General features: G+C 63.7%; 19 protein-coding genes. 15 read left to right on the plus strand and 4 right to left on the minus strand.

Going from position 1 to position 23,492, the window contains the following annotated elements; all coding sequences use genetic code 11:
- Positions 1–181 precede the first annotated feature (181 nt).
- The 5 genes from ACSFC5_RS07880 (at position 182) to ACSFC5_RS07900 (ending at position 6,244) form a co-directional block, all read left to right on the plus strand.
- Positions 182–1,918 carry a cation:proton antiporter gene (locus tag ACSFC5_RS07880; RefSeq protein WP_440764665.1) on the plus strand — a complete coding sequence of 579 codons (1,737 nt, stop codon included), beginning with the start codon at positions 182–184 and terminating at the stop codon, positions 1,916–1,918.
- Positions 1,911–3,584, plus strand: a complete 1,674-nt coding sequence (locus ACSFC5_RS07885) for a cation:proton antiporter domain-containing protein (protein ID WP_440764666.1) — start codon at positions 1,911–1,913, stop codon at positions 3,582–3,584. Before ACSFC5_RS07880 ends, ACSFC5_RS07885 begins: the two co-directional genes overlap by 8 nt.
- A gap of 90 nt (positions 3,585–3,674) precedes the next feature.
- Positions 3,675–4,169, plus strand: a complete 495-nt coding sequence (locus ACSFC5_RS07890; RefSeq protein ID WP_440764667.1) for a cation:proton antiporter regulatory subunit — start codon at positions 3,675–3,677, stop codon at positions 4,167–4,169.
- A 35-nt stretch (positions 4,170–4,204) separates the two neighbouring features.
- The gene (locus ACSFC5_RS07895; RefSeq protein WP_440764668.1) at positions 4,205–5,485 is read left to right on the plus strand and encodes a cation:proton antiporter; all 1,281 of its coding nucleotides are present in this window, start codon (positions 4,205–4,207) and stop codon (positions 5,483–5,485) included.
- A gap of 87 nt (positions 5,486–5,572) precedes the next feature.
- Positions 5,573–6,244 carry an HAD family hydrolase gene (locus ACSFC5_RS07900; protein ID WP_440764669.1) on the plus strand — a complete coding sequence of 224 codons (672 nt, stop codon included), beginning with the start codon at positions 5,573–5,575 and terminating at the stop codon, positions 6,242–6,244.
- A gap of 105 nt (positions 6,245–6,349) precedes the next feature.
- Here ACSFC5_RS07900 and ACSFC5_RS07905 read toward each other — a convergent pair whose 3' ends face one another.
- Positions 6,350–7,840, minus strand: coding sequence for an oligosaccharide flippase family protein (locus ACSFC5_RS07905; protein ID WP_440764670.1), 1,491 nt, complete (start codon positions 7,838–7,840; stop codon positions 6,350–6,352).
- A 386-nt stretch (positions 7,841–8,226) separates the two neighbouring features.
- Here ACSFC5_RS07905 and ACSFC5_RS07910 point away from each other — a divergent pair, with 386 nt between their 5' ends.
- From ACSFC5_RS07910 to ACSFC5_RS07920, 3 genes are all read left to right on the plus strand, one after another.
- Positions 8,227–9,633, plus strand: coding sequence for a sulfatase-like hydrolase/transferase (locus ACSFC5_RS07910; RefSeq protein ID WP_440764671.1), 1,407 nt, complete (start codon positions 8,227–8,229; stop codon positions 9,631–9,633).
- 250 nt (positions 9,634–9,883) lie between these two features.
- A complete protein-coding gene (locus tag ACSFC5_RS07915; RefSeq protein WP_440764672.1) occupies positions 9,884–10,861 on the plus strand; it encodes an alkaline phosphatase family protein in 978 nt (325 codons plus the stop codon).
- Between the two features lie 198 nt (positions 10,862–11,059).
- Positions 11,060–13,453, plus strand: coding sequence for a hypothetical protein (locus ACSFC5_RS07920; RefSeq protein ID WP_440764673.1), 2,394 nt, complete (start codon positions 11,060–11,062; stop codon positions 13,451–13,453).
- 154 nt (positions 13,454–13,607) lie between these two features.
- Here ACSFC5_RS07920 and ACSFC5_RS07925 read toward each other — a convergent pair whose 3' ends face one another.
- The 3 genes from ACSFC5_RS07925 to ACSFC5_RS07935 all read right to left on the minus strand — a co-directional run bounded on the left by ACSFC5_RS07925 (position 13,608) and on the right by ACSFC5_RS07935 (position 15,392).
- Positions 13,608–13,985 carry a DUF7993 family protein gene (locus ACSFC5_RS07925; RefSeq protein WP_440764674.1) on the minus strand — a complete coding sequence of 126 codons (378 nt, stop codon included), beginning with the start codon at positions 13,983–13,985 and terminating at the stop codon, positions 13,608–13,610.
- A gap of 149 nt (positions 13,986–14,134) precedes the next feature.
- Positions 14,135–14,605 carry a DUF2240 family protein gene (locus tag ACSFC5_RS07930; RefSeq protein WP_440764675.1) on the minus strand — a complete coding sequence of 157 codons (471 nt, stop codon included), beginning with the start codon at positions 14,603–14,605 and terminating at the stop codon, positions 14,135–14,137.
- A 151-nt stretch (positions 14,606–14,756) separates the two neighbouring features.
- On the minus strand, positions 14,757–15,392 hold the full coding sequence (locus ACSFC5_RS07935; RefSeq protein ID WP_440764676.1) for a ribonuclease H family protein: 636 nt from the start codon (positions 15,390–15,392) through the stop codon (positions 14,757–14,759).
- Positions 15,393–15,571: 179 nt separating this feature from the next.
- Between ACSFC5_RS07935 and ACSFC5_RS07940 the strand changes: the two genes are divergently transcribed.
- The 7 genes from ACSFC5_RS07940 (at position 15,572) to ACSFC5_RS07970 (ending at position 23,476) form a co-directional block, all read left to right on the plus strand.
- Positions 15,572–17,179, plus strand: a complete 1,608-nt coding sequence (locus tag ACSFC5_RS07940; RefSeq protein ID WP_440764677.1) for an ABC transporter substrate-binding protein — start codon at positions 15,572–15,574, stop codon at positions 17,177–17,179.
- An 87-nt stretch (positions 17,180–17,266) separates the two neighbouring features.
- On the plus strand, positions 17,267–18,256 hold the full coding sequence (locus ACSFC5_RS07945) for an ABC transporter permease (RefSeq protein WP_440764678.1): 990 nt from the start codon (positions 17,267–17,269) through the stop codon (positions 18,254–18,256).
- Positions 18,253–19,248: an ABC transporter permease gene (locus ACSFC5_RS07950; protein ID WP_440764679.1), complete on the plus strand. Its 996-nt coding sequence runs from the start codon at positions 18,253–18,255 to the stop codon at positions 19,246–19,248. The genes ACSFC5_RS07945 and ACSFC5_RS07950 overlap by 4 nt, the downstream gene beginning before the upstream one ends.
- A complete protein-coding gene (locus tag ACSFC5_RS07955) occupies positions 19,245–20,522 on the plus strand; it encodes an ABC transporter ATP-binding protein (protein ID WP_440764680.1) in 1,278 nt (425 codons plus the stop codon). Before ACSFC5_RS07950 ends, ACSFC5_RS07955 begins: the two co-directional genes overlap by 4 nt.
- A complete protein-coding gene (locus ACSFC5_RS07960) occupies positions 20,519–21,835 on the plus strand; it encodes an ABC transporter ATP-binding protein (RefSeq protein WP_440764681.1) in 1,317 nt (438 codons plus the stop codon). The genes ACSFC5_RS07955 and ACSFC5_RS07960 overlap by 4 nt, the downstream gene beginning before the upstream one ends.
- Positions 21,836–22,013: 178 nt before the next feature.
- Complete coding sequence (locus ACSFC5_RS07965) at positions 22,014–22,379, plus strand: DUF7344 domain-containing protein (RefSeq protein ID WP_440764682.1); 366 nt, start codon at positions 22,014–22,016, stop codon at positions 22,377–22,379.
- A 170-nt stretch (positions 22,380–22,549) separates the two neighbouring features.
- A complete protein-coding gene (locus ACSFC5_RS07970) occupies positions 22,550–23,476 on the plus strand; it encodes a DMT family transporter (protein WP_440764683.1) in 927 nt (308 codons plus the stop codon).
- Positions 23,477–23,492 lie beyond the last annotated feature (16 nt).

A 23,492-nucleotide genomic window follows, 5' to 3' on the forward strand; every position in this document is an offset into this window, starting at 1 on the left:
TTGTCGACGGGTCACCGGACCGTCACCCCCATTATGGAACAAATTACGCGTTTGATCCGAAAAGTTGCCGACCTTACAACAGAAATGCTAGAAAAAGTGGCCATCACTTCGAACGACGGCGGACACAGAAGACAACGTATAAGAACGGGATACGCAAAGGACCAGTTGAACTGACTCCCCGATGAGTGAAATCGCACTCGCGACCGACTTCGCTATTATCATCGTCGTCGCGACGATCGTCGGCATCGTCGCCCGCCAGACGGGCCAGCCGACGATCATCGCCTACATCCTGACGGGGCTGATCCTCGGGCCGGTGATGTTCGACATCGTCACCGAAGACGGCCTCGTCGAGAGCATGGCCGAACTCGGCCTCGGCTTCCTCCTGTTCTTGCTCGGGATGAAGATGCGCTTCGACGACATTCGGGAAATTCTGCGGCCGATTATCAACATCGCGGTCTGGCAGACGATTCTCCAGACGGCGCTCGCCCTCGCCGTCGCGTGGGCGCTCGGCTTCGAACCCACCGAGATCGTCATCATCGCGCTCGCGACCGTCTTCGGCGCGACGCCGATTATCGTCAAGATCCTCACCGACAAGGACGAGATCACCTCGCTCCCGGGTAAGATCGACGTCGGCGTGCTCATCGTCCAGGACATCTACCTCGTCGTCGTCCTCGCGCTGCTCGGCGCCGACGAACTCGGCAGCGCGAGCGAGATCGCGACCACCCTCGGCGTTATCGCCGTGATGATGACGTTCATCGCGCTGTTCTCGATTCTCTCCTCGCGCTACCTGCTCCCGAAGCTGTTCCGGGAGATCGCTGACAACAAGGACGTCTTCCTCGTCGTCGCCATCGCGTGGGCGTTCCTCTTTATCGCCGTCTCCGAACAGTTCGACCTCTCGCTGGAAGTCGGCGCCTTCCTCGCCGGTATCAGTCTCGCCCAGTTGCCCTACAGCAAGGAACTCGAGGATCGCATCACGCCGATTACGGACTTTTTCATCCTCGTCTTCTTCGCCAGCATCGGCCTGCGACTCGCGGCCGACGACCTGCTCGCCTACTGGTGGGAGGCGATCGTCGCCTCGGTCGTCCTGATGGTCGGCAACTTCTGGATCATGTTCTACCTGATCGACCGGGAGGACTTCAGCGTCGAAACCTCCTTCCTCGGCGCGATCAACATGGTGCAGGTCAGCGAGTTCTCGCTGGTCGTCGGCGCGCTGGCGGTCCAGCAGGGCCACATCGGGACGGACGTGCTCGGCTATCTCAGCCTGATGGCGCTGCTGACGATGAGCGTCTCGACGTACATCATCAACTACAACCACACGATCTACGGGCAGGCCCGACCGTGGTTCAGCCGCTTCGAGTCCGCGGCGAAGAAGGATATCGACCTGGCGGAGTACACCGACCACGCCATCGCCATCGGTTACGACGAGATCACCGAGCGAGTACTGCCGATACTCGAGGAGGAGTACGACGACGTGGTCATCATCGACCGGCAGACGGATCACATCGACGCGCTCGAGGCGGAAGGCCGGTACGATTACATCTACGGCGACTTCCGCCACGGCGAGATCCGGAAGGCGGCGAACTTGAAGGGAGCGTCGTTCGTCCTGAGTTCGACCGTCCAGCCGGACGTGAACAGGGCGTTGCTCGAGGAGGTCGACGACGACGCGACGGTGTTCGTCGAGGCCGAACGGATCGACGACGCTCGCGAACTCTACGATCGCGGCGCAGCCTACGTCATCATGAGCACGTACCTGACCGCCGAGAAACTGAGCGAGTATCTCGAGCAGTACATCACCGACCCCGAGGCGTTCCGAGAGTTGATCGAACGCGATATCGATCGGATCGAGGACCGCGATATCGGCGCTCCGACCGACCGCCAGCGTCGGCAGGCCGAAACCGGGGGTGACGACGATGACTGAACTCATCACGGCCCTCGCGGTCGTCTTCATCACCGCCGGGGTGTTCCTGCTGATCGCGAACCACCTCTCGCTCTCGTCGATTCCGTTCTACCTGCTCGCGGGGCTTGTCGCCGGACAGATCGTCGATGAGCCGGCACTGATCGAACTCGCCCAGTGGGGGATCGCGTTTCTCGTCTTCACCTTCGGCTTCCGGACGGACTTTAGCTCCGTCGAGTCGGTGATCAGGGACGCGGAGACGGCCGCCGTCACGCAGATACTCGTCGTCGGTCCGATCGCGTTCGGCGTCGCTTCACTGGTGTTCGGTTTCGGCCTCGAGAACGCGGTCTACTTCGCGATCGCGGCGACGCTGAGTTCGACGATCGTCGGCGCGCGCGAACTCGAGCAGGAAATCCGGAGCAACCTCGTCCACGGTCGTCTCGCCTCGTCGGTCCACTTCTTCGACGATCTGCTCGCGATCGGACTGATCGTCGTCCTCTCGGCCGAGCAGTACACGTCGACGCTCGTTACGTCCAAAATCGGCTACGGCGTGATCCTCCTGCTCATCGCGTTTCTGGTCTACCGGCACGGTTTCCCGCTCCTCGTCCGGCTGTCGGGTGACTCGGACGAACTCGTGATGATGGGAAGCATCTCGATCCTCATCGCGTTCCTCGCGGGGGCGGAACTCGCGGGCGTCTCAATCGTCGTCGGCGCGTTCGCCGCGGGCATCGCGATCCGCGGGGACGACGTCTCCTCGCTCGGCGTGCGAAACGGGATCGCCTCTATTCGTGACTTCTTCGTCGCGATCTTCTTCGTCACGCTCGGCGCGCTCGTCGCCGTCCCCAGCCCCGGCGTCCTGGTCGTCGCGGCCACGCTCGCCGCGCTCGTCCTCTTCGTCAACCCGCTCGTGCTCATGCTCTCGTTCGTCTACGAGGGGTACGACGCCCGAACCGCGTTCCTCTCGAGTACCAGTCTCAATCAGGTGAGCGAACTCTCGCTCGTCATCGCGATCCAGGCGTATTTGCTCGGCAACATCTCCGAGACGCTGTTCGATGCGATCATCCTCTCAGCGGCGGCGACGATGATCCTGACGTCCGTCGCCCGACGCTACGAAGAGCCCGTCTACCGCTCGATCGTGGAACGGCTCGTCGCCGGCCGACAGACGCGAAAGATCGACGAGCGGAGCTCGGTCGCGGACGACCTCCGGAATCACGTCGTCATCGTGGGCTACGGCCGACAGGGCCGACGGCTCGTCGAGACCTGCGAGCGACTCGACCGGGGGTACGTCGTGATGGAGAACGACCCCGTCCTCTGGGACGACATGCGCGCGGAGTGTCGCGACTACGTCTTCGGCGACGCCATGTCGTCGTCTCCCTGGGAGAAAGCCCGCGTCGCGGAGGCCGAACTCGTCATCTCGACGGTCGACCACCACCCCGTTTCGGAGGCGATCCTCGAGGTCGACACCGACGCGGACGTGATCCTCCGGTCGGAGACGTCGGAAGACGCTCGAGTGCTGCTCGAGGCGGGGGCGACCTACGTCGCCGTTCCGAACATATTAGCGGGCGAACACCTCGAGGAACTCGTCGACGGGACACGGACGGGAGAGACGGACCTGCATGCTCTCCAAGAGAAGCACGCAGACCACCTCGATACCCTCGAGCGATACGGGTTCGGAACGCGCGTCGAATGACGACTGTCACTTCGTTCTGCCGGCAACTGTCACTTCGCTCAGCCGAGGTGTGTCACGTCATTTATTATCGCCGCCTCCACTGTTTCGAGTATGACCATCTACGAGAGCGATCTTCCCGGCGTCGGGAAGAAGTACGAAGTCGAACTCGAGAACGGGGAGCGACTCGTCATCGTGACCCACAACACGGGCAAACGGGAAGTCTACACGAAGGCGAACGAGAACGCCGACAGCGAGAAGGCGTTCGAGGCATCCGATCGGCTCGCCCGAAAGATCGGCACCATCCTCGAGGGTGCGTACTTCCAGCCGGTCCAGACCGACCGGGTGGAGACGATGCTCTCCGATAACACGTTCATCGAGTGGTACAGCGTCACGAAAGATGCCGAAATTGCCGGCCAGAGTATCGGCGATGCCCGAATTCGAGAACGGGTCGGCGTCTCGATTATCGCGATCCAGCGCGACGACGAACTCATCACGCCGCCCACGCCGGACACCGTTATCGAACCCGGTGACACGCTCGTCGTCGTCGGCGACCGCGAGGACTGCATCGAGTTCGAGAAACTGCTCGGCGACGATAGTGAAGCCTAACCGATCGATGCTGGCGACGTTAGAGGTGAGCGAAAGTGGCAGCTGAATCGACCGCATTGATCGACATCGGTATCCTCTTTGCTGCCGTCGCCCTCGCCGGACTCCTCGCGAACCGGATCAACCAGTCGGTGATCCCGTTTTACATCGTCATCGGGATGGGACTAAGTCCCTACGTCCTCGGCCGAATCGATTTCCCGGGCCTGCTCGGAAACGGAGCGATTCCACACGGTTCCGAACTCGCGCTCGTCGAGACCGACTTCATCTACCTCGGGGCCGAACTCGGGATCGTCCTCCTGCTGTTCTTCCTCGGCCTCGAGTTCAACCTCGAGCGACTGATCGCGGCCAAAGAGAAGATCGGGAAGGCGGGAACCGTCGACCTCGCCATCAACTTCGGGATCGGGCTGGTTTTAGGGTGGATCCTCTTCGGATCGTTCCTTCCGGCCTTCCTCACCGCGGGGATCGTCTACATCTCCTCGAGTGCGATCATCACGAAGTCGCTGATCGATCTGGGCTGGATCGCGAACGACGAGTCCGATCCGATGCTCGGGACGCTAGTCTACGAGGACCTCTTTATCGCGGTCTATCTGGCCATCGCTTCCGCGCTCGTTCTCGGCGGCGGCGACGTCGGCGAGGCGCTGGGCCAGATCGGGATCGCGGTCGGCTTCATCCTCGTCTTGCTCCTGTTGGTTTACTTCGGCACCGCGTGGTTCCAGCGCAGTCTCGAGACCGACTCCCACGAGTTCGTCGTGTTGCGTTCGCTCGGTATTATGGTACTCATCTCGGGCGCTGCGCTCTCGCTGGGCGTCAGCGAGGCCGTCGCCGCGTTCTTCGTCGGGATGGCGTTCTCCTCGACGGGCCACGTCCACGACCTCGAGAACCTGCTCGAACCGATCCGCGACACCTTCGCCGCGGTGTTTTTCTTCTGGATCGGCCTGATCACCGATCCGTTGCTGTTCTTCGACGTCCTCTGGATCATCGCAGCGGCCGTGTTGTTGACGACGCCGACGAAACTGGTCAGCGGCTACCTCGGCGGGCGAATCTACGGTCTCGACGAGCGCCGATCGATCCGGGTCGGACTCGGGATGACCACCCGCGGCGAGTTCTCGCTCATCATCGCGAGCATCGCGCTCGCCGGTGCGGGGACCGGTCTCGCGACCGGCGTCGCGAACGATATCTACGCCTTCGCCGTCGGCTACGTCCTGTTCATGAGCATTCTCGGCACGACGCTCATGGGGTACTCCGGAAAGATCGAGTCCGTCGTCGTTCCGCGACTCGAGTCCCGTTCCGAACCGACGCCACAACCGAGCGACGACTGATCGTTAACTCGGTTTCCGGTACCCTTTCCGCTTCATTTGCCGAGCAGAAGGGATAGCTTCAACCTCCTCGAGCGCCCCGTGACATCCATGCCACGGGCGGTCGTCTTCGACCTCGATTACACGCTCGCCGTGCCCACGCAGGACCGAACGACCATCCTCCAGCGGGCCGCCGCCGAAGCCGGCGCGCCGGCGCTGACTCGCGAGGCCTATCTCGAGGCTCACCGGCGGAACCTCACCCGCGAGACGCGCGAACCCATCTTCGCGGACCTGCTCGAGGGTCGGGAGACCGACGCGGACCCGGCCGCCGTCGCCGACGCCTACCGCGAGACGATCGCGGCGTCGCTCGAGGCGCTGCCGGGCGTCGAAGCGATGCTCGAGGAACTTCGCGCGGAGTATCGCGTCGGCCTCCTCACCAACGGCCCGGTTCGCGCCCAGCGGGACAAGATCACGACACTCGGCTGGGAGCGCGCCTTCGACGCGGCGCTCGTGACGGGCGAGCTCGAGGCCGGAAAACCAGACCGGCGGGCGTTCGAGGCGATCGCCGCCGAACTCGATGTCGACCCCGCCGACGTCGTCTACGTCGGCGACGAGGTCGAAGCCGACGTCTACGGGGCGACGAACGCCGGGATGGACGTCGTGCAGGTGCTGCTCGAGGACGGTCCCGACCGCGATCCGCGGGCGACGGCGCACGTCGACCAGTCGGCGATCGCCGCGGAGCTCCCGCCGATTCTCGACGCGTTCGACGCTCCGGCCGAGTGAGCGGGCCCGCGCGTTAGTACCGTCCCAAGCGTCGACTGATAGGTCGAACCGCACCGCCCAACCGGGTCCGACCTAACAGTTCAGGCTTGGACCGCCACTAGCCGGTCAGGGAACCAGTCCGAGGTACTCGTCGGCGATCTCCCGGTCCTCGTCGTCGATGCCGAGGAGGTACAACGTCCCGAGGAAGGCGACGGTCCCGACCGCACCGCCGACGATGGCGACGACCAGCCCGTCGAGGTACAGCTGCAGGCCGTACATCGTCGCGCTGGCGACCCCGGCCGCGACGAACGGTTTCCAGATCTCGAGCGAGTAGGCGAACAGCCCCTCGAGATACCATACCTGAACGACGCGAACGGCGTTCAGCGTCGCCAGGATCGCGGCCGTCGCGATCGCGGCGCCGATGAGCCCGAACTCGAGGATGAAGACGTAGTTGAGTCCGACGTTGAGGACGCCGAAGACGAAGTGATTCCCCATCACGACGTACTGGTGATCGGTCATCGTCAGCAGGTCGTTGGCCGGTCCGGCCGCGGCGTTGAATAGCTGGGCGGCGATGAACAGCGCGATGACGGCCGTTCCGGCGACGAACTCCGGCCCGAACAGCGCGAGCACTTCGGCTCGGTAGATGAACAGCGGCAGCGCGACGAGGATCGAGGCGGTGATCGACCACCGGGTCACGGTCGCGTAGATCGACTCGAGCGTCTCGTGTTCGTCGTTCGAGTAGAGTCGCGACGCGACCGGCGGGAAGAACTGGTTGAAGCCGGCGAGCGGCATCGCGATCACGCCGGCCAGCAAGACGGCGATGTTGTAGATCCCGACGTCGGCCGACGCGAGGAAGATACCGACCATGAAGAGGTCGACGCGCTTGAACAGGAACGAGGCGGCCTGCGAGAGCGTCAGCGGGGCCGAGAAGTTGTAGAACTCGGCGGCTTCGCCCTTCGAAAAGCCGCCCGTCGGCCGGAGATCCGCTCGCGACAGCGAGTAGGTAATCGCGAACAGCGCGGACATGACGGCGGCGACGGCGAACGCCGCGGCGATGCCGAGCAGCGAGTAGCCGACCGCGACGGCGCCCCCGATGGCGAGCAGTTGGAACGTCGGGCCGGCGACCATGATCACGGTCTTTTCCTTCGGTTTCTCGAGTCCGCGCATCGTGCTCGCGGCGACCTGGCCCAGTCCCTGGAACGGTAACGCAATTGCGAACACCTGCATCGCCGCCGTGAACAGCGGTTCCTCGAGAGTGTAGGCGTTGATGGTCGGCGCGGCGACGAAGAGGGTCGCAGCGACGATACCGCTGATACTGATCGTCGTCAGGTAGGCCAGTCCGAGCATCCGGCGCTGGTAGCCGGTATCGTCCCGGTTCGCCGAGAGGTATCTCGTGATCGAGACGTCGCTCCCGAGGTTGGCGAACGGCAACACCGCGGCGAGGATCATCGTCCCGTACGCGTAGATGCCGTAGACGCTGGCGCCGAGCATGCGGGTCAACACGAGGTTCAACAGGAATCCGACGAGGTTGACGACGACGGTGCCGAGATAGTGTAACGAGGCGCCGTCGGCAACCGATCGAAGATCCGAGAGTCCAGTTCCGGAGTCGTTCGCCATCGGTGATGCGTTCCGGGACGACCCGTATAGTAGTGGGCCGATTACCCGGGTTCGGACGCGGTTATCGGGGCTTCGAGTGACGGCCGAAACCGAGTGAGATCGGTCCGGTGGGCGAGTCGACGGCATCTCGCGGTGAGCGGATCGACGGCTACCGAACGGATCGGTGCCGGTGCAGTCAGATTCCCCATCGATCAAGTCGTCCATCAGACCGATGTACATCCGTTCGACTGCCGTCTCCATCGCGTTTCGTTCGAGCTAACCGACCTCCGCGGCGAGACCGGGCCGGCGCGGGCGACCCACGGACGCGCCGACAACGGGCCCGATACCGCGTTGCTTCGGTCGGTAACAGGTCCGTAACAATGAGTGTTCGAGGAGATCGAACGGGCATGCGAAACGTCGTTTTGCTCTGTCTCGACTCGGTTCGGAAGGAGACGTTCGACGCCTACGCCGACCGGCTCGCCGACCGATCCGCGCTCACGTTCGAGCAGTGTCGCGCCGCGAGTTCGTGGAGCGCGCCGAGTTACGCCAGTATGGCGACGGGCGACCTCCCCCACGAACACGGCGTTCACACCCACGATACGCACGTCACCGGTATCGATCGATCGGAGACGCTCTTCGGGGAGTTCGAGTCACACCGGACGCTCGGCGTTAGCACGAACGTCTTCGCCGGCTCGGCGTACGGCTTCGATTCGTTCTTCGACGAGTTCGTCGACGTCACCGAAGCCCACCGGTTCCCCGAGGGACTCGACCCCGTCGCGGTTCGCTCGGAGAGCGACCGGACCGGACCGGGCGTCTACCTCGAGTTCCTCCGAGCCGCGCTCGGCAGCGACCACCCGCTGTCCACGCTGGCAAACGGCGGCGTCGGCGTTCTCGATTCGGCCTCCGAGAACGCGCCGATTCCGAAGCTGTTCGACGACGGCGCGCGGGCCGTCACCCGGACGTCCCGGACCCTGATCGACGACACCGAGGAGCCGTTCGTCCTGTTCGGCTCGTTCATGGAGGCTCACACGCCGCTACGACACCTCCGCGGGTTCGATCGGTCGCTGCATTCGGCGTCGAACACGTTCACGACGGCCGATCGAACCGTCTGGGAGCTGATGGAGTCTCCCGAGGAACACCGCGAGTTCCTCGAGACGCGCCGGGAGGTGTACGGCGCGTCCGTCGACTACCTCGATCGAGTCATCGCCAAGTTCGTCGACTGGGTGCAGGCCAACACGGCCCGCGAGACGACGGTCGTCGTCACCGCGGATCACGGCGAGAACCAGGGGTACGCGTTCGAGGACGGACTCGTTCGCCACAAGAGCAGCCTCTCGGAGGGACTGTTGCACGTGCCGCTGGTCGTCGTCAACCCGCCCGAGGGCTACCCCGAAACCGAAGACCGGTACGTCTCCCACCTCGAGTTGCGCTCGCTGCTGGCGGGGATGGCCCGTGACGAGGTCATCGACCCGACGAGCGACCGGATCGTCGCCGAACACGTCGGGATGAGCGCCGGTCCGGAGCCGCCCGGGCGCACGGAACACTGGGATCGGCTGATGCGTGCGGCCTACGACGGGACGACGAAGTACGTCTGGGACTCCCAGGGCGCACGAATCGAGTACGAGCTCGATCCCGACCGCCCGTGCTGGCAACGCCGCGTCGACGACGCGACGCTTCCCGAGTGGGCGACGGACCGGTTCGACGCCGAGGCGTACGCGTACAAACGACGGGCCCTCGCCGAGCAGACGGCCTCGAGTTCGGCTGACGGCGTCGACGAGGGCGTCCAGGATCGACTCGAGAAACTCGGGTACGTCTGATCTCGTCGCGTCGACCGGTCGATCGGCAGGTGGTCGCGGCGATCCGCGTGCTGATAGGGTGGTCGCGACGATCCGCGTGCCGATAGGGTGGTCGCGACGATCCGCGTGCCGACAGCCGATCCGTTCGGACCGTCGCTCCGGAGCGATTCTCGAGAACGTAACGAACACTATAGAGTCACGACAGGTAATAGGTACGTACCGAGCGTTCTTTCGCCGACTAACAAAACGGATCGGTCAGCTACTCGGAGCCATGGCTGTTGCATCCCTCCTTCCGGACCGATACTCGCTCGAGAACGTCCGCAAGGTCGTGCGGAATCCGCGACTCGTCCGCAAGGAACTGTTCACGCTCGGACTGCGGGTCAACTCGCGGGTGAGCCGAGTTCGAAACGACCTCGTCGGCGAGGCCGACGGCATCGACATGATGGCGGCCGACTGGGACAATCTCCTCATTCTCGACGGCTGCCGGTACGACATGTTCGATCTGCAGTCCGATCTCGAGGGCTCTCTTTCCGAAAAGCGGTCGCCGGGCGCCGACAGTTGGGAGTTCATGGAGACGAACTTCGAGGGTCAGGAACTCCACGACACGGTCTACGTCACGGCGAACCCGCACGTCTACGAACTCGAGGACAACGTCTTCCACGACGTGGTCGACCTCCTCGACCGGGCCTGGGACGAGGAGTCACGGACGGTCCGACCGGAAGACGTCGTTCGGGAAGCGGTCGCCGCCCACGAACGCTACCCCGACAAACGGCTCATCGTTCACTTCATGCAGCCCCACTTCCCGTTCATCGGCCCCACCGGGCAGCAGTTCTCTCACATGGGACTCGAGCACCATCTGGACGACGACGACCGCTCGAGCGCGCCGAACCCCTGGTTCGCGCTGATCCACGACCAGGATATCGACATCGAGACGGTCGTGGCCGCCTACCGGGAGAACCTCGACCTCGTCCTGCCACACGTCGAGACGCTTCTCGAGTCGCTCGGCGGGAAAAGCGTCGTGACGGCGGATCACGGCAACCTGATCGGCGAACGCGGGTTTCCCGTGCCGATCCGGTTGTACGGTCATCCCCGCGGGCTCCACATAGAAGAGTTGCTCACCGTCCCGTGGCTCGAGGTCGAGGGTACCGAGCGCCGGCGAGTCACCGCGGAGCCGCCGGTCGATTCGGGAGCGGTCGACAACACCGACGACGTGGTCGAGGACCGACTGAACGCGCTCGGCTACGTCTGAGGGTCGCCGAAACGCTCACTCCGACGGGAATGGGAGAGGGAAGAGCGCCCCCATCGAGGAACTGACTCGAATATATAAAAGATAGTGAATTATATTCAATCAAAATTTTATATTTAGTCACGATACTATGATATTCTGTTTATTTTATTCATTTTTAAGGGGAAAGCTTATATAGGAAACAGAGAATTACAGGATCGTATGGCACGCGATCTTGCAGAACGTGATGACGGCGAAAATGGCGGTAAGAGGCTTTTTAACGCCGATAAAGCAGATAATAACACTTTACTTGACCGTCGTTCGTACCTGAAGTTAGCCGGTGCGACGACGGTCGCTGCGGCCGCGACGGCTGGCACTGCGAGTGCGAGCGGTACCTACGAAACGATCAGGGCGCGGGGGCAGACGATTCGGATCGGTCGTGGCCAGACGTACGAGAACAAACTGTTCGACCTCACGACGGGTGACACCGTTCTGTTGGTAGTCGATGGGCCGAACTCGACGATCCGAAACATCGGGTTCAAAGGACTCCACCGCGGCGACGGGTTCATGATCTCGATCAACGCCAACCCCGGCAACGTCCTCATCGAGAACGTCTATCTCGGCGACGGCTCGACGAAGGAGGGGGCCGATTTCGTCCACGGGCCGGGTGCGTGTTTCATGCACCGAAACAACCGGGCAGACGTCACGTTCCGTCACTGTAACGTCCAGGGCTGGCCGAACAACGCCTTCTACTGCTCTAACACCGCTCACGGCGGTAGCGTCCGATTCGAGCACTGTTTCGGGAAGAACAACGGCGTCACGACGTTCCGCTGTGCGAGCGGCAACGACGCGATCATCGGCTGCGTCGCCTACAACGACAACACCGACTACGGACCCGGCTACGGGGGCTACGGCGAGACGAACGGTCGTCCGGTCTGGATCTGGAACGGCGGCACGGTGACGGTCCGCGACTCACACTTCGCCGACGGTCCGTACCCGCACGCGTTCGTCGCCGGAGCGAACAACTCTCCCGGCCGCGCGAACTTCCAGAGCGGCGGCATCCGCGGCAACATCCACCGCGGAAGCGGCTCGAGGGTCAACGTCGGGAGCGCGGTCTCGAACAACCCCGACCTCTCGATTCCTGACGGCGTTCCGACGACGGCCGAGGAGGCCGCGTCGGGCGGCGAGCGTCGATCGCGCGGCGACTACGACGATCTCCAGCACACCTACGAGTTCATCGCCGAGGGCGAGTCGGAGCCGACCGACTACTACTTCGAGATCGAGGACGGCCCGATCGAGCCCTCCACGTACAACGACGCGACGATCGAAGACGACTACATGTGGGTCAGCGACGACGGAACCCGCGCCGCGGGTCGCGTCGTCGACGGTCGCCACGCCTGGGAGTTCGACACGAACATCATCGACGCCACCGTCGAAGGACCCGCCCACGCGGTCGTCAACGATGTCGGCTCGAACCTCGATCGCTACCCGCTGTCGGGCGCGACCGGCGACGACTGGAAGGGCGACATGCCGTGGCACGACGAAGAGGGGGCGCGCGACGAACCCGAAGACGGCGACGAGGGTGACGAGGACGACGAGGAGGTACGCGAGTTCGAACACACCTACGAGTTCGTCGCCGAAGGCGAGTCGGAGCCGACCGACTACTACTTCGAGATCGAGGACGGTCCGATCGAGCCCTCGACGTACAACGGGGCGACCATCGAGGACGACCACATGTGGATCAGCGACGACGGAACCCGCGCCGCGGGCCGCGTCGTCGACGGGCGCCACGCCTGGGAGTTCGACACCCTGCTCGTCGACGTCACCGTCGAAGGGCCGGCTGAACCCATCGTCAACGATCAGGAGTCCCACCTCAGTCGTTACCCGCTGTCGGGCGCGACCGGCGACGACTGGAAGGGCGACATGCCGTGGCACAACTCCGGGGAGCACACCTACGAGTTCGTCGCCGAGGGCGAGGACGAACCGACGGACTACTACTTCGAGATCGAAGACGGCAGCACCGTTGTCCCGTCGACGTACAACGGGGCGACCATCGAGGACGACCGCATGTGGGTCAGCGACGACGGCACGCGAGCCGCGGGCCGCGTCGTCGACGGGCGCCACGCCTGGGAGTTCGACACCCTGCTCGTCGACGTCACCGTCGAGGGACCAGCGGAACCCATCGTCAACGATCAGGAGTCCCACCTCAGTCGGTATCCCCTTCCCGGTGCGACGGGTGACGACTGGAAGGAAGACATGCCGTGGCACGTCACTGGGGAACACACCTACGAGTTCGTCGCCGAGGGCGAGTCGGAGCCGACCGACTACTACTTCGAGATCGAAGACGGTAGCACCATCGAGCCCTCGATGTACAACGGGGCGACCATCGAAGACGACTACATGTGGGTCAGCGACGACGGAACCCGCGCCGCGGGCCGCGTCGTCGACGGGCGCCACGCCTGGGAGTTCGACACCCTGCTCGTCGACGTCACCGTCGAGGGGCCCGCCGAACCCATCGTCAACGATCAGCAGTCGTACCTCAGTCGCTATCCCCTCCCCGGTGCGACCGGCGACGACTGGAAAGGCGACATGCCGTGGCACGACTCCGATGCGTAATTCGATCACGGCCGGTTGATCGGTCGGCTGGACTCGCGTCTCGCCGACGGCTACTGAACGGCTACGCTCGTTTTTTCGGACGACGACGGTGACGCGCCGACGTAGCGGCGGTGGAGACGCTTCACGAACGGACGGTCGTCGGCCCGTCGCGAGACTACAGCGACCGGCTCACGGTTTGCACCACGTCCGTCGCCCGCTTCACCGCCGCACCGTTCTCAACGAACACGAGCGTCCGCGGCGGCTCCGTCGCCTTCGGCCGCACGCGCAACTCGAGTTCTGCGGCCGTCTCGGCGGCGACGTCCTGTCCGGCCTCGAACTCGAGGCGCGCCCGATCCTCGTGGACGAACAGCCGAGCGATTCGCTCGTCCGAAAACTCGACATCGTACGCTCGCGCGCCGTCCGCCGTCGGTTCGACGTCCTGGTCGGCGTTCGTGACCCGCGTCGACTCGAGCGTGCCGTCCTCGCGGCCGTCGAGTTCGGAGGCGAGCAGTTCGGCGATCCGGCGGCCGTCGGTGATCCGCTCTTCGACCATATCGGTCGTCGGTCGGCCGGGGATTAACGCGCTTCGGCTTCCGATTCGGTACCGACTCGTCGTCGCTACGTCCGGACGGCTATAGTAGCCACTGACAGTCGATGCACACCCGATCGCACGGCTGCGTTGCGATCGGTGTGTAACTCGTTTCAGTTGTTACTATACGACGACCCGCCGTCGTTCAGCGCCGCTCGCGCGACGGGGACCAGTTCGGTCACGTCGATCCCCTCGCGACGAGCGTAGACGACGGCGGCGGTTTCGATCGTCACGCCGAGATCCTGTTGCAGCGTGTTGATCGCGCCGACGGCCTCGTGTTTCTCTACTCCCTCAGCGACGAGCGTATCGAGGACGCGCTCGAACGCGGAGCGTTCCCGAAGGAGGTCCTCGTCGGGGACGAATTCGTCGAGAACCGTTACGTCGGCGGGGTCGAACGTGACCTCGAGACCGTCGTCGGTCGGCTCGAGCAGTCCCTCGCGCGTCGCGACGTCGATCAGCCGTTTGGACTGGTCGGGGGAGAACCAGTCGCGGTCGAGCGAGAGTGCGACGACGAGTTCGTTTTCCGGAAGCTGTCGGCTCCCGTTCTGGATGAACGGGGCCGCGATCGCGACGCGAAGGCTCATGCACTGTGTTGGCCCGAACGGCGAGATAACGGTGGCGGTTCCGACCGCTGGACGGATCGATTCGATCCCCGCTCGAGGGGCCCGTTTGGTCCCCGCTCGAGGGAGTCGGGTCGGTCCTCGAGCGACGAAGCGATCGGTCGGGGGTTCGCCGTCAGTCGGAGGCGCGACCGCTGCCGTTGCGGTTGGCTCGAGACGGCGGCGGGAACTCGGTCGCGGTCGGTTCGGGCGTCTCCGGGAGGACACAGCGGTCCGGTTCGCGATTGACGTGTCGGTACTGATTGGGGGCGTTCGCGAGCGGGTGGGCAGGGTTCTGGTTGCTGTCGATGCGCGCGGCCCGGACCTCGCCGAAGCCGTTGAGCCGCGCCTGGATGCCCCGCCAGTGATACCGGGTCGCGGACGGGACAGAGATCGGACGCGGTGCTTTCCCGTCCGGGTGGTTCGTCGCGAGAATGGCGCTGTTGACGTTACTGGCGAGCGCATCGTGGTCGATGAGAACGCCGACGCGGGCGTCTCGAGGCGCGCGCGCTGCCAGGACGTCGAGTCCGAGATGCAGCGCTCGATACTCGGCGACGTTGTTGTCCGGCGGCGTGTCCGTGGTCGCGACGCGTGCGACACGGGTGCCGTCGCGCGTTTCGATGACGGCGCCCAGTCCACCGCCCGCCTTCCGGAAGGACCCATCGGTAGCGACGTAGAAGTCACGATGATGGGTCCGCGGCGGGTGAGCGATGTGGGGTGTGGGCGACTCGTCAAACAGGTCCCGCAGGGCGGACCGGCCGTGAGCGGCCATACTCGTAGTACGAGTCGAAGGATTCTTAAAGTTATCCCAGATATCTCCCCGTGAGACGGAGCGGGGGAACGTTTATACTCTCCATTCGCTGCATAAAATTATATATCGGCGTACATATAGCCACATATCGTCTGGCAGATACCAATATCTATAAATAATGATCCGGTTTCCTATGGCGTATGCAGGGTGCCAATTATTCACTTGACCGTCGAACCCTTCTTCGGCGTACCGGGGCAGCAACCAGTATCGCGGGTCTTGCAGCCATCGCTGGCTGTCTTGACGATCCCACCGGCGGTGACGACGAGATCGACGACCTGACGATCACGCTGTCGCAGTTTCCGGATACCATCGACCCGCTCGACCACATTACCGGAGACTATTTCGACGTCTTCGACCACATCTACGAACCGCTGTTCGACTTCGAACCCGGTGAGGGGATTTTCCCACGCGTCGTCGAAGAGTGGGAGATTCAGGAAGGTGAGGGCGTCACCGAACTCTCCGTTCGCGATGACGTAGTGTTCCACAACGGCGACGATCTGACCGCAGAGGATATCGCCTGGACGATCAACCGGACCGTCGATCCGAGTATTGGCGTCGTTAGCGATATCGGTGCGTTCGGACTCGGCTCGATCGAGGGTGCGGAAGCCCTCGACGACACCACGGTCGCCGTCGAGTACGGTGCCGCACCGGGGCTCGCGGAATTCGAGTTCGGTAACTACGCTCGCGCGCTCAACATGGAGTGGGCGATCGAGAACTACAACGCGGACGAAGAGGGCGAAGCAATCTCGGGTGCCGACCCCGAAGATTTCAACGGGACGGGCCCTTACCAGGTCACCGACTTCACGTCAGGCGAAGAGATCGTCCTCGAGCGCTTCGACGACTACTGGGGCGACGAGCCGCCGTTCGAGACGGTGACGTTCAACGCCGACGGCGAGTCCAGCGGCCGAGCGAACTCACTCCGAACGGACGAAACGGACCTCACGATCAACATCCTCCCGGAGGACGTCGGAACCGTCGATGACGCCGACGACATCGAGATCCGACGGGTGACAAGCTTCCGGAACATCTTCTGTCCGATGAAGAACACCGTCGAGCCGTTCGACAGCCAAGAGTTCCGACAGGCGATGAACTACGCCGTCGACAACGAGGCAATCGTCAGTTCGGTGCTCAGCGGCTACGGTGAGGCGCGGGGACAGCCGGTCGCGCCCGGGATCAACGGCTTCAACGACGAGATCGAGCCCTACGAGCAGGACGTTGGCATGGCCGAAAGCCTCGTCGAGGAGAGCGGTTACGGCGACGTGGAGATCGAACTCACCGTCCCGCAGGGCAGATACTTGAACGACGCCGAGGTCGGCGAGACGGTCGCCGACCAGATCGACCAGCTCGACAACGTCAACTGCGAGGCGAACCTCGTGGAGTTCGGTGTCGTCTCCGACGCCAACTCGGCCGGTGTCGATCCCGACGTTATCGAGGTTCCGTTCTACCTCATCGGCTGGGGGACCATCACCGGCGACACCGACTACGGTGTTCAGGGCTTCTTCACGATCCCTGATAACGAATCGCGGACGTTCGACGACGAGGAACTCAGCGACGCGATCCTCGAGAGCCAGCAGATCGAAGATCCGGACGAGCGACGCGGGCAACTCGAGGAAGTCAACCAACTGGCCCACGAGAAGGCCCCGTTCCTGTTCCTCCACACCCAGGAGAGCATCTACGGCGTCAGAGAGGAGATTACGTGGGACCCGCGTGAGGACGAAACCATCTACATCTGGGAGATGGACGCGTAAGTACCGACCGTCGGCCAAAACGAAAGCGTAATCACCGGTTCCTCGATTCATTCGATACGTTTCAATGACTGCAGGTAATACATTCATATGACGATTGGGAAGTTCCTCGTACGGCGGATACTACAGGGTGTATTCGTCATCTGGGGCGTCGTTACCATCATGTTCGGCCTCCGGGCGGTGTCACCCGGCGATCCGGCGACGCTGATGCTCGGCGAAGGGGCTACACAGGAACTCATCGAGCGCGTCCGCGAACAGGAAGGGCTGAACGAACCGATCTATGTCCAGTACTTCGACTACCTCCAGAGGATGGTCGTCGGCGATTTCGGTTACTCCTGGCGCTCGAACCGGGAAGTCGAAGCGATGGTGATCGAGCGTGTCCCGGCCACGATCGAACTCGCGGTGGCCGCAACGATCGTCGCGATCGTCATCGCCATTCCGCTGGGCGTTGTCTCGGCGACGCGCCGGAACGAGCCCTCCGACTACGGGGCGACGATGTTCTCGCTGCTTGGCATCTCAACGCCCAACTTCTGGCTCGGGCTCATGCTGATCTTGCTGTTGAGCGTGTCGCTCGGCGTTTTCCCGACCGGCCGACGGCCGGTCGGGTTCGGCCAGGCCGTCATAACGCTGATCCAGTACGGCTCGGTCTACGATCTACTGGTCTGGTTGCAACACATCACGCTTCCGGCGCTCACGCTGGGCACGTACTTCACGGCGCTCATCACTCGCCTCACCCGAAGCGGCATGGTTGACGAGCTCGGCAAACCTTACGTCACGGCGAGCCGAGCTAAGGGGTTACCGTCGGTGCTCGTGCGATACAAACACGTGCTTCGAAACACGATGATTCCGATCATCACCGTCCTCGGCCTCCAACTGGGCACGCTGCTCGGCGGCGCGGTCATCACGGAAACCGTGTTCAATTGGCCGGGTCTCGGACTTCGACTCATCGACGCACTCGGCGCTCGAGACTGGCCACTCATGCAGGGGATTATCGTGTTCATCGCCATCGCGTACGTGACGATCAACATCGTCGTCGACTCGCTGTACAACTATCTCAACCCACAGGTGAGAGACGAATGATCTCGGAGAGAGTCAGGACGAATCTCGAACAGACGTTTTCACAGAGTCTGCTCCCGAAGATCGGGCTCGGAATACTGTTACTGCTCGTCTTAATGGCCGTATTCGCGCCCGTTCTGGCGACGCACGATCCGACGCGGACCGGACACTACGACGAGAACGGCGCGCAGTACCCGCCGCTCGGCACCGACTACACGGCGTCCGTCGCACAGGACGGCGAGCGCGTCGATATCACCGTCGAATCCACCAGTGAGCACATCCTTGGGACGAACAACGTCGGACAGGACGTCTACTCGCGGTTCCTCTACGGCGCCCGGATCTCGCTTCTCGTCGGCTTCCTCGGCACGGGGATAGCGCTGCTGATCGGGGTCCCGATCGGCCTCGTTGCCGGCTACTACGGCGGCCGCGTCGACGACGGACTGATGCGGGTCGCGGACACGATGCTCGCGTTCCCGGCGCTCGTCCTCGCACTGGCGTTACTCGGGGTGTTCGGGCAGTCCCCGGTATACGTCCCCGACCCGATCGTGCGACTCGGACTGGCAAGCGGGATGCCCGAATCGATACCCATCCCGGGAACCGTCACGATCGTCGTAGCACTCGTCACCTGGGTCTGGTTCGCGCGCGTCGCCCGCGGCGAGGCGCTGTCGGTCCGCAACGAGGAGTACGTCAAGGCGGCGAAGAGCTTTGGAACGAGCGACAGAACGATCCTGCGCCAGCACGTGCTGCCAAACAGTCTCACGCCGATCATCGTCCTCGCGACGATTCAGGTGGCGGCGGTAATCCTGCTCGAGGCCTCACTCGCGTATCTCGGCTTCTCCGGGACGACGCTCTCGTGGGGGTACGAGATCGAGCGCGGACAGGACATTCTGCCGAGTCGGCCGTGGGTTTCGATCTTCCCCGGTATCGGCATCGTACTGGCAGTGATCAGCGTCAATCTACTCGGCGACTGGCTTCGCGACGCACTGGATCCGAACATCGAAGGAGAAGGACGATGACAGAAGAGATACTTCGCGTAACGAATCTATCGACGCGGTTTTTCACGCAGGATGGACAGGTAAACGCGGTTTCGAACCTCGACTTGCGGATCGAACGTGGCGAGGTCTTCGGGATCGTCGGCGAGAGCGGCAGCGGGAAGAGCGTCACCGCCCGTTCGATCATGAATCTGATCGAGTCGCCAGGCGAGATCACCGGCGGGTCGATCGAGTACCGAAACGCCGAGTTCGCCAAGGCGGTCGCCGACGACTATCCCGAGGCGGTCGATGGCGAGTTCGTGGATCTGCTCGAGGTCCCCCCGCGGATCAGGGAGTCGCTCCGGGGCACGTCGTTCAGCATGATCTTTCAGGATCCCGAGAGCAGCTTCAACCCGACGTTGACGGTCGGCGAACAGCTCGCCGAAGCGGTCGAGGTCCAGCAACGGGCCAGCGCCCAGCCGCGATCGACCCGCGCCCGCTCCGAGGAGTACTCGCTCGGCAACTACCTGCTCTCGACGGTCCTTCCTTCCAGGCGATACGTCTCGGACGAGAGCCGCAAACGGGCCGTCGAACTGCTCAAACTCGTGGGCATCCCCGACCCGGTCGAACGGGCCGACGAGTACCCACACGAGTACTCCGGCGGGATGCTTCAGCGAGCGATGATCGCGCAAGCACTCGCGGGCGAACCAGACGTGCTCGTCGCCGACGAGCCGACGACGGCCCTCGACGTAACGATCCAGGCGCAGGTACTGGATCTGCTCGACGATCTTCAGGAACAGACAGGGATGACGATCCTGTTGATCACGCATAATCTCGGGGTCATCGCGCGCATGTGCGACCGTGTCGGTGTGATGTACGCCGGCGAAATCGTCGAACGCGGGGGCTTAGCAGACGTGTTCGACGAGTACGTCCATCCCTACACGGAGGGACTGCTCGGCTCGGTACCCACTCTCGAGGGTGCCTCCGGGAGACTGCAGCCGATTCCGGGGAACGTCCCGAGCCTGCTCGATGACGATATGGGGGATCGATGTTACTTCGCTGACCGTTGTCCGAACGCGATGGAAGACTGCCTCGACCATCCACCGGAGTATCCGGCTCGAGGAAGTGATGATCACGCGGCTCGGTGTGTCCTCGCCGAGACGGAGTACGACGAGTCAAAGGCGCTTCCGGAGGACTATTTCGACGAGACGGAACGGCCCGCCGGTGACAAACACGTCAGCCCAGAGGACAGCGATGAAGAGCCGCTTGAAGAGCACACTGCACCCCACGCCGAGACCACCGGTGGTGAGCACCAATGAGTGTCGACGAGCCGCTCGTGCGAGTCACTGATCTCCAGAAATACTTCTGGGAGAACGATTCGCTTCTCGACCGTCTGTTCGGAGATAAACCGGTACCCGTCCGTGCCGTCGATGGCGTAAGCTTCGATATCCATGAAGGGGAGACCCTGGGTCTCGTCGGCGAGTCCGGGTGTGGAAAGTCGACGACGGGCGAAACCCTACTCCGATTGCAAGAACCGACTGACGGTCGCGTCGAGTTCGACGGCGCCAACGTCTACGACATGGCCGGCAACAATCTCACCGACTTCCGGCGCGAGGCACAGGTCATCTTCCAGGACCCGTTCTCGAGTCTCGATCCACGGATGACGGTTGGCGAGACCGTACAGCAACCGCTCAACGTCCACGGTATCGGTACCGAGGACGAGCGACGCGAGCGAGTTCGCGACTTGGTAGAACGCGTCGGCCTCTCGGCCGACCAACTCGACCGCTACCCCCACGAGTTCTCCGGCGGCCAGCGCCAGCGAATCGGGATCGCTCGTGCGCTGGCCCTGGAGCCCGACTTCCTGGTGCTCGACGAGCCGACGTCGGCGCTCGACGTCTCGGTGCAGGCGCAGGTGTTGAACCTGCTCGACGACCTCCAGGACGAGTTCGACCTGACCTACCTGCTGATCAGCCACGATCTCTCCGTGATTCGCCACGTCTGTGACCGCGTGGCCGTGATGTACCTCGGCGAAATCGTCGAGGTCGGTCCCGTCGACGAGCTGTTCGAGGACCCGAGACACCCCTACACGCAGGCCTTGCTCGAGAGCGTTCCGCGCGCGTCGACCGCGGAACGCGACCGCGAGCGGGAGACGCTCGCCGGTGACGTGCCCTCGCCGCGCGATCCACCCTCCGGCTGTCGGTTCCGGACGCGGTGTCCGATGGTGATTCCACCCGCGGACCTCGAGATCGAGCGGGAGACCTACCGGCAGATCATGACCGTCCGCCAGCGGATCGAAAGCCGCGACGTCTCGCTCGAGTCCGTCGGCGACGACGGCCGGTTCGAGCGCGGCGAGGACGGCATACCCGCCGCGGACGTTCCCGGGTTCGTCGCGGCACTGAAGGAGCGATTGCTCGACGAGACCCTTCCGCCGCGTCACGACGAAATTCTCGACGAAGCGCTTGCGGAACTGGCAGACGAGAACTGGGACGCCGCCGCCGATCGACTGCGGGCGTCCTACGAGAGCGTCTGCGAACGGGACTCCCCCGAACTCGAAACCGAGGACCATCCGGTCGCCTGCCACCTCCATGGCGAGGCCAGCGAGCGAACTACCGAACCGGATTCGTGGACCTGACGGAACGTGTGAATACCGGGTCGGGGAATGGTGAGCTTACAGAATCGATGAATCGGTGGCATGACCGTTGAAACAGCCGAGAGTAGCGTAACCGGTGCAACATAGCGTCGACCGTTCGGATCGGGGAGCCAATCTGTGTTGGCAGCAGGTGTAATATGGCCCGGGCTCTTGTGCAGGTATGAACGACGCGAGCGCCAGTCGAATGGAAGCTGCCTGTTCCCTCCTCGCCGAGTCCGAGCGTCGGTTCCTGCTGTACCAGTTGGTGGAACACCGAGACGCGAACCTCGAGGATGTCGTCACCGGAATCGCGGCCTGGAAGCTCGACGTCCGTCCGGCGGAGATCGACAAGGAGACCAGACAACGGGTCTACGTCTCGCTGGTGCACAACCACCTGCCGCGACTCGCCGATTACGACATCATCGAGTACGACCTGCGAAGCGGCGATATCGTGCTCACCGACGGCTTCGAGGAGATCAAGCCGCTGTTAGAGCAGTTCAAGCAGACCGAAGCGGAGCCCGAGATCCGCGAGCTACCCCCGCTCTGAACCGGCGTCTTCGTTCGACAGGGAGTTTCGCGTCGCCGCCGTTTTCGACGGATTCCGACGCTCGAGGTGCGTTCGATTTGTGCTTCTCACCAACCGATAGCCGCGATTCCGCCTCGGCGTCGTTCGTTTCGAACCGAAACACGTAGGAGCGTACTGGCGAGACGTTCCGTGTGAGCCGATACCGAAACCTCGGGCTCTTTCTGGCCCTCGCAGCGATCTGGGGGAGCGCGTTCGTCGCGATCAGTGCGGGGCTCGATCACTTCCCGCCGGTGTTGTTCGCGGCGCTGCGATACGACATCGCGGGCGTACTCATGCTCACGTACGCAGCCTCCGCTGTCGACGACTGGTATCCGCGGGGGCGTAGCGAGTGGCTACTGGTCGCCGCCGGCGCCGTGTTGTTGATCGCGGCCTATCACGCGTTTCTGTTCGTCGGCCAGCAGCACACGACCGCGGCCGCGGCGGCAATCGTCGTCAGTCTCTCGCCCGTGCTGACCACCGGGTTCGCCCGCGTGTTCGCGCCGTCGGACGCGCTCTCGACGGTCGGCGTCGCCGGCCTGCTCGTCGGACTGGTCGGCGTCGCCATCATCGCTCGCCCGGATCCGTCGAACCTGCTGACGGCGGACGTCGTCGCGACGCTGCTCGTCTTCTGTGCGGCGGCCGCGTTCGCGCTGGGAAGCGTCCTCACGCGCACCATCGAGGCCGAACTGCCGATCGAGACGATGGAAGCGTGGTCGATGATCGGCGGCGCACTCCTGATGCACCTCGTCAGTCTCGGACTCGGCGAACCGCTCGAGCCCACGGCGTGGACCCACCCGGAAGCGCTCGGCGCGCTCGGCTACCTCGCGGTCGTCGCGAGCGCGGTCGGGTTCTTGCTCTACTTCGATCTGCTCGAGCGATTGGGGGCCGTCGAGATCAACATGGTCTCCTACGTCGCCCCGATCTTCGCCGCCGTCGTCGGCTGGATCTATCTGGGCGAAGTCATCGACGCGACGACCGTCGTCGGCTTCGGTCTCATCGCGGTCGGCTTCGTCCTCGTCAAACGGCAGGCGCTGCGCGAGGAGTTCGGGCACGTCGTTCGGTGGCGCTCGAGCGAGTGAGGACGGACGGTCGGCA

It is taken from the genome of Natronorubrum marinum (assembly GCF_052040125.1).
GTDB lineage: Archaea > Halobacteriota > Halobacteria > Halobacteriales > Natrialbaceae > Natronorubrum.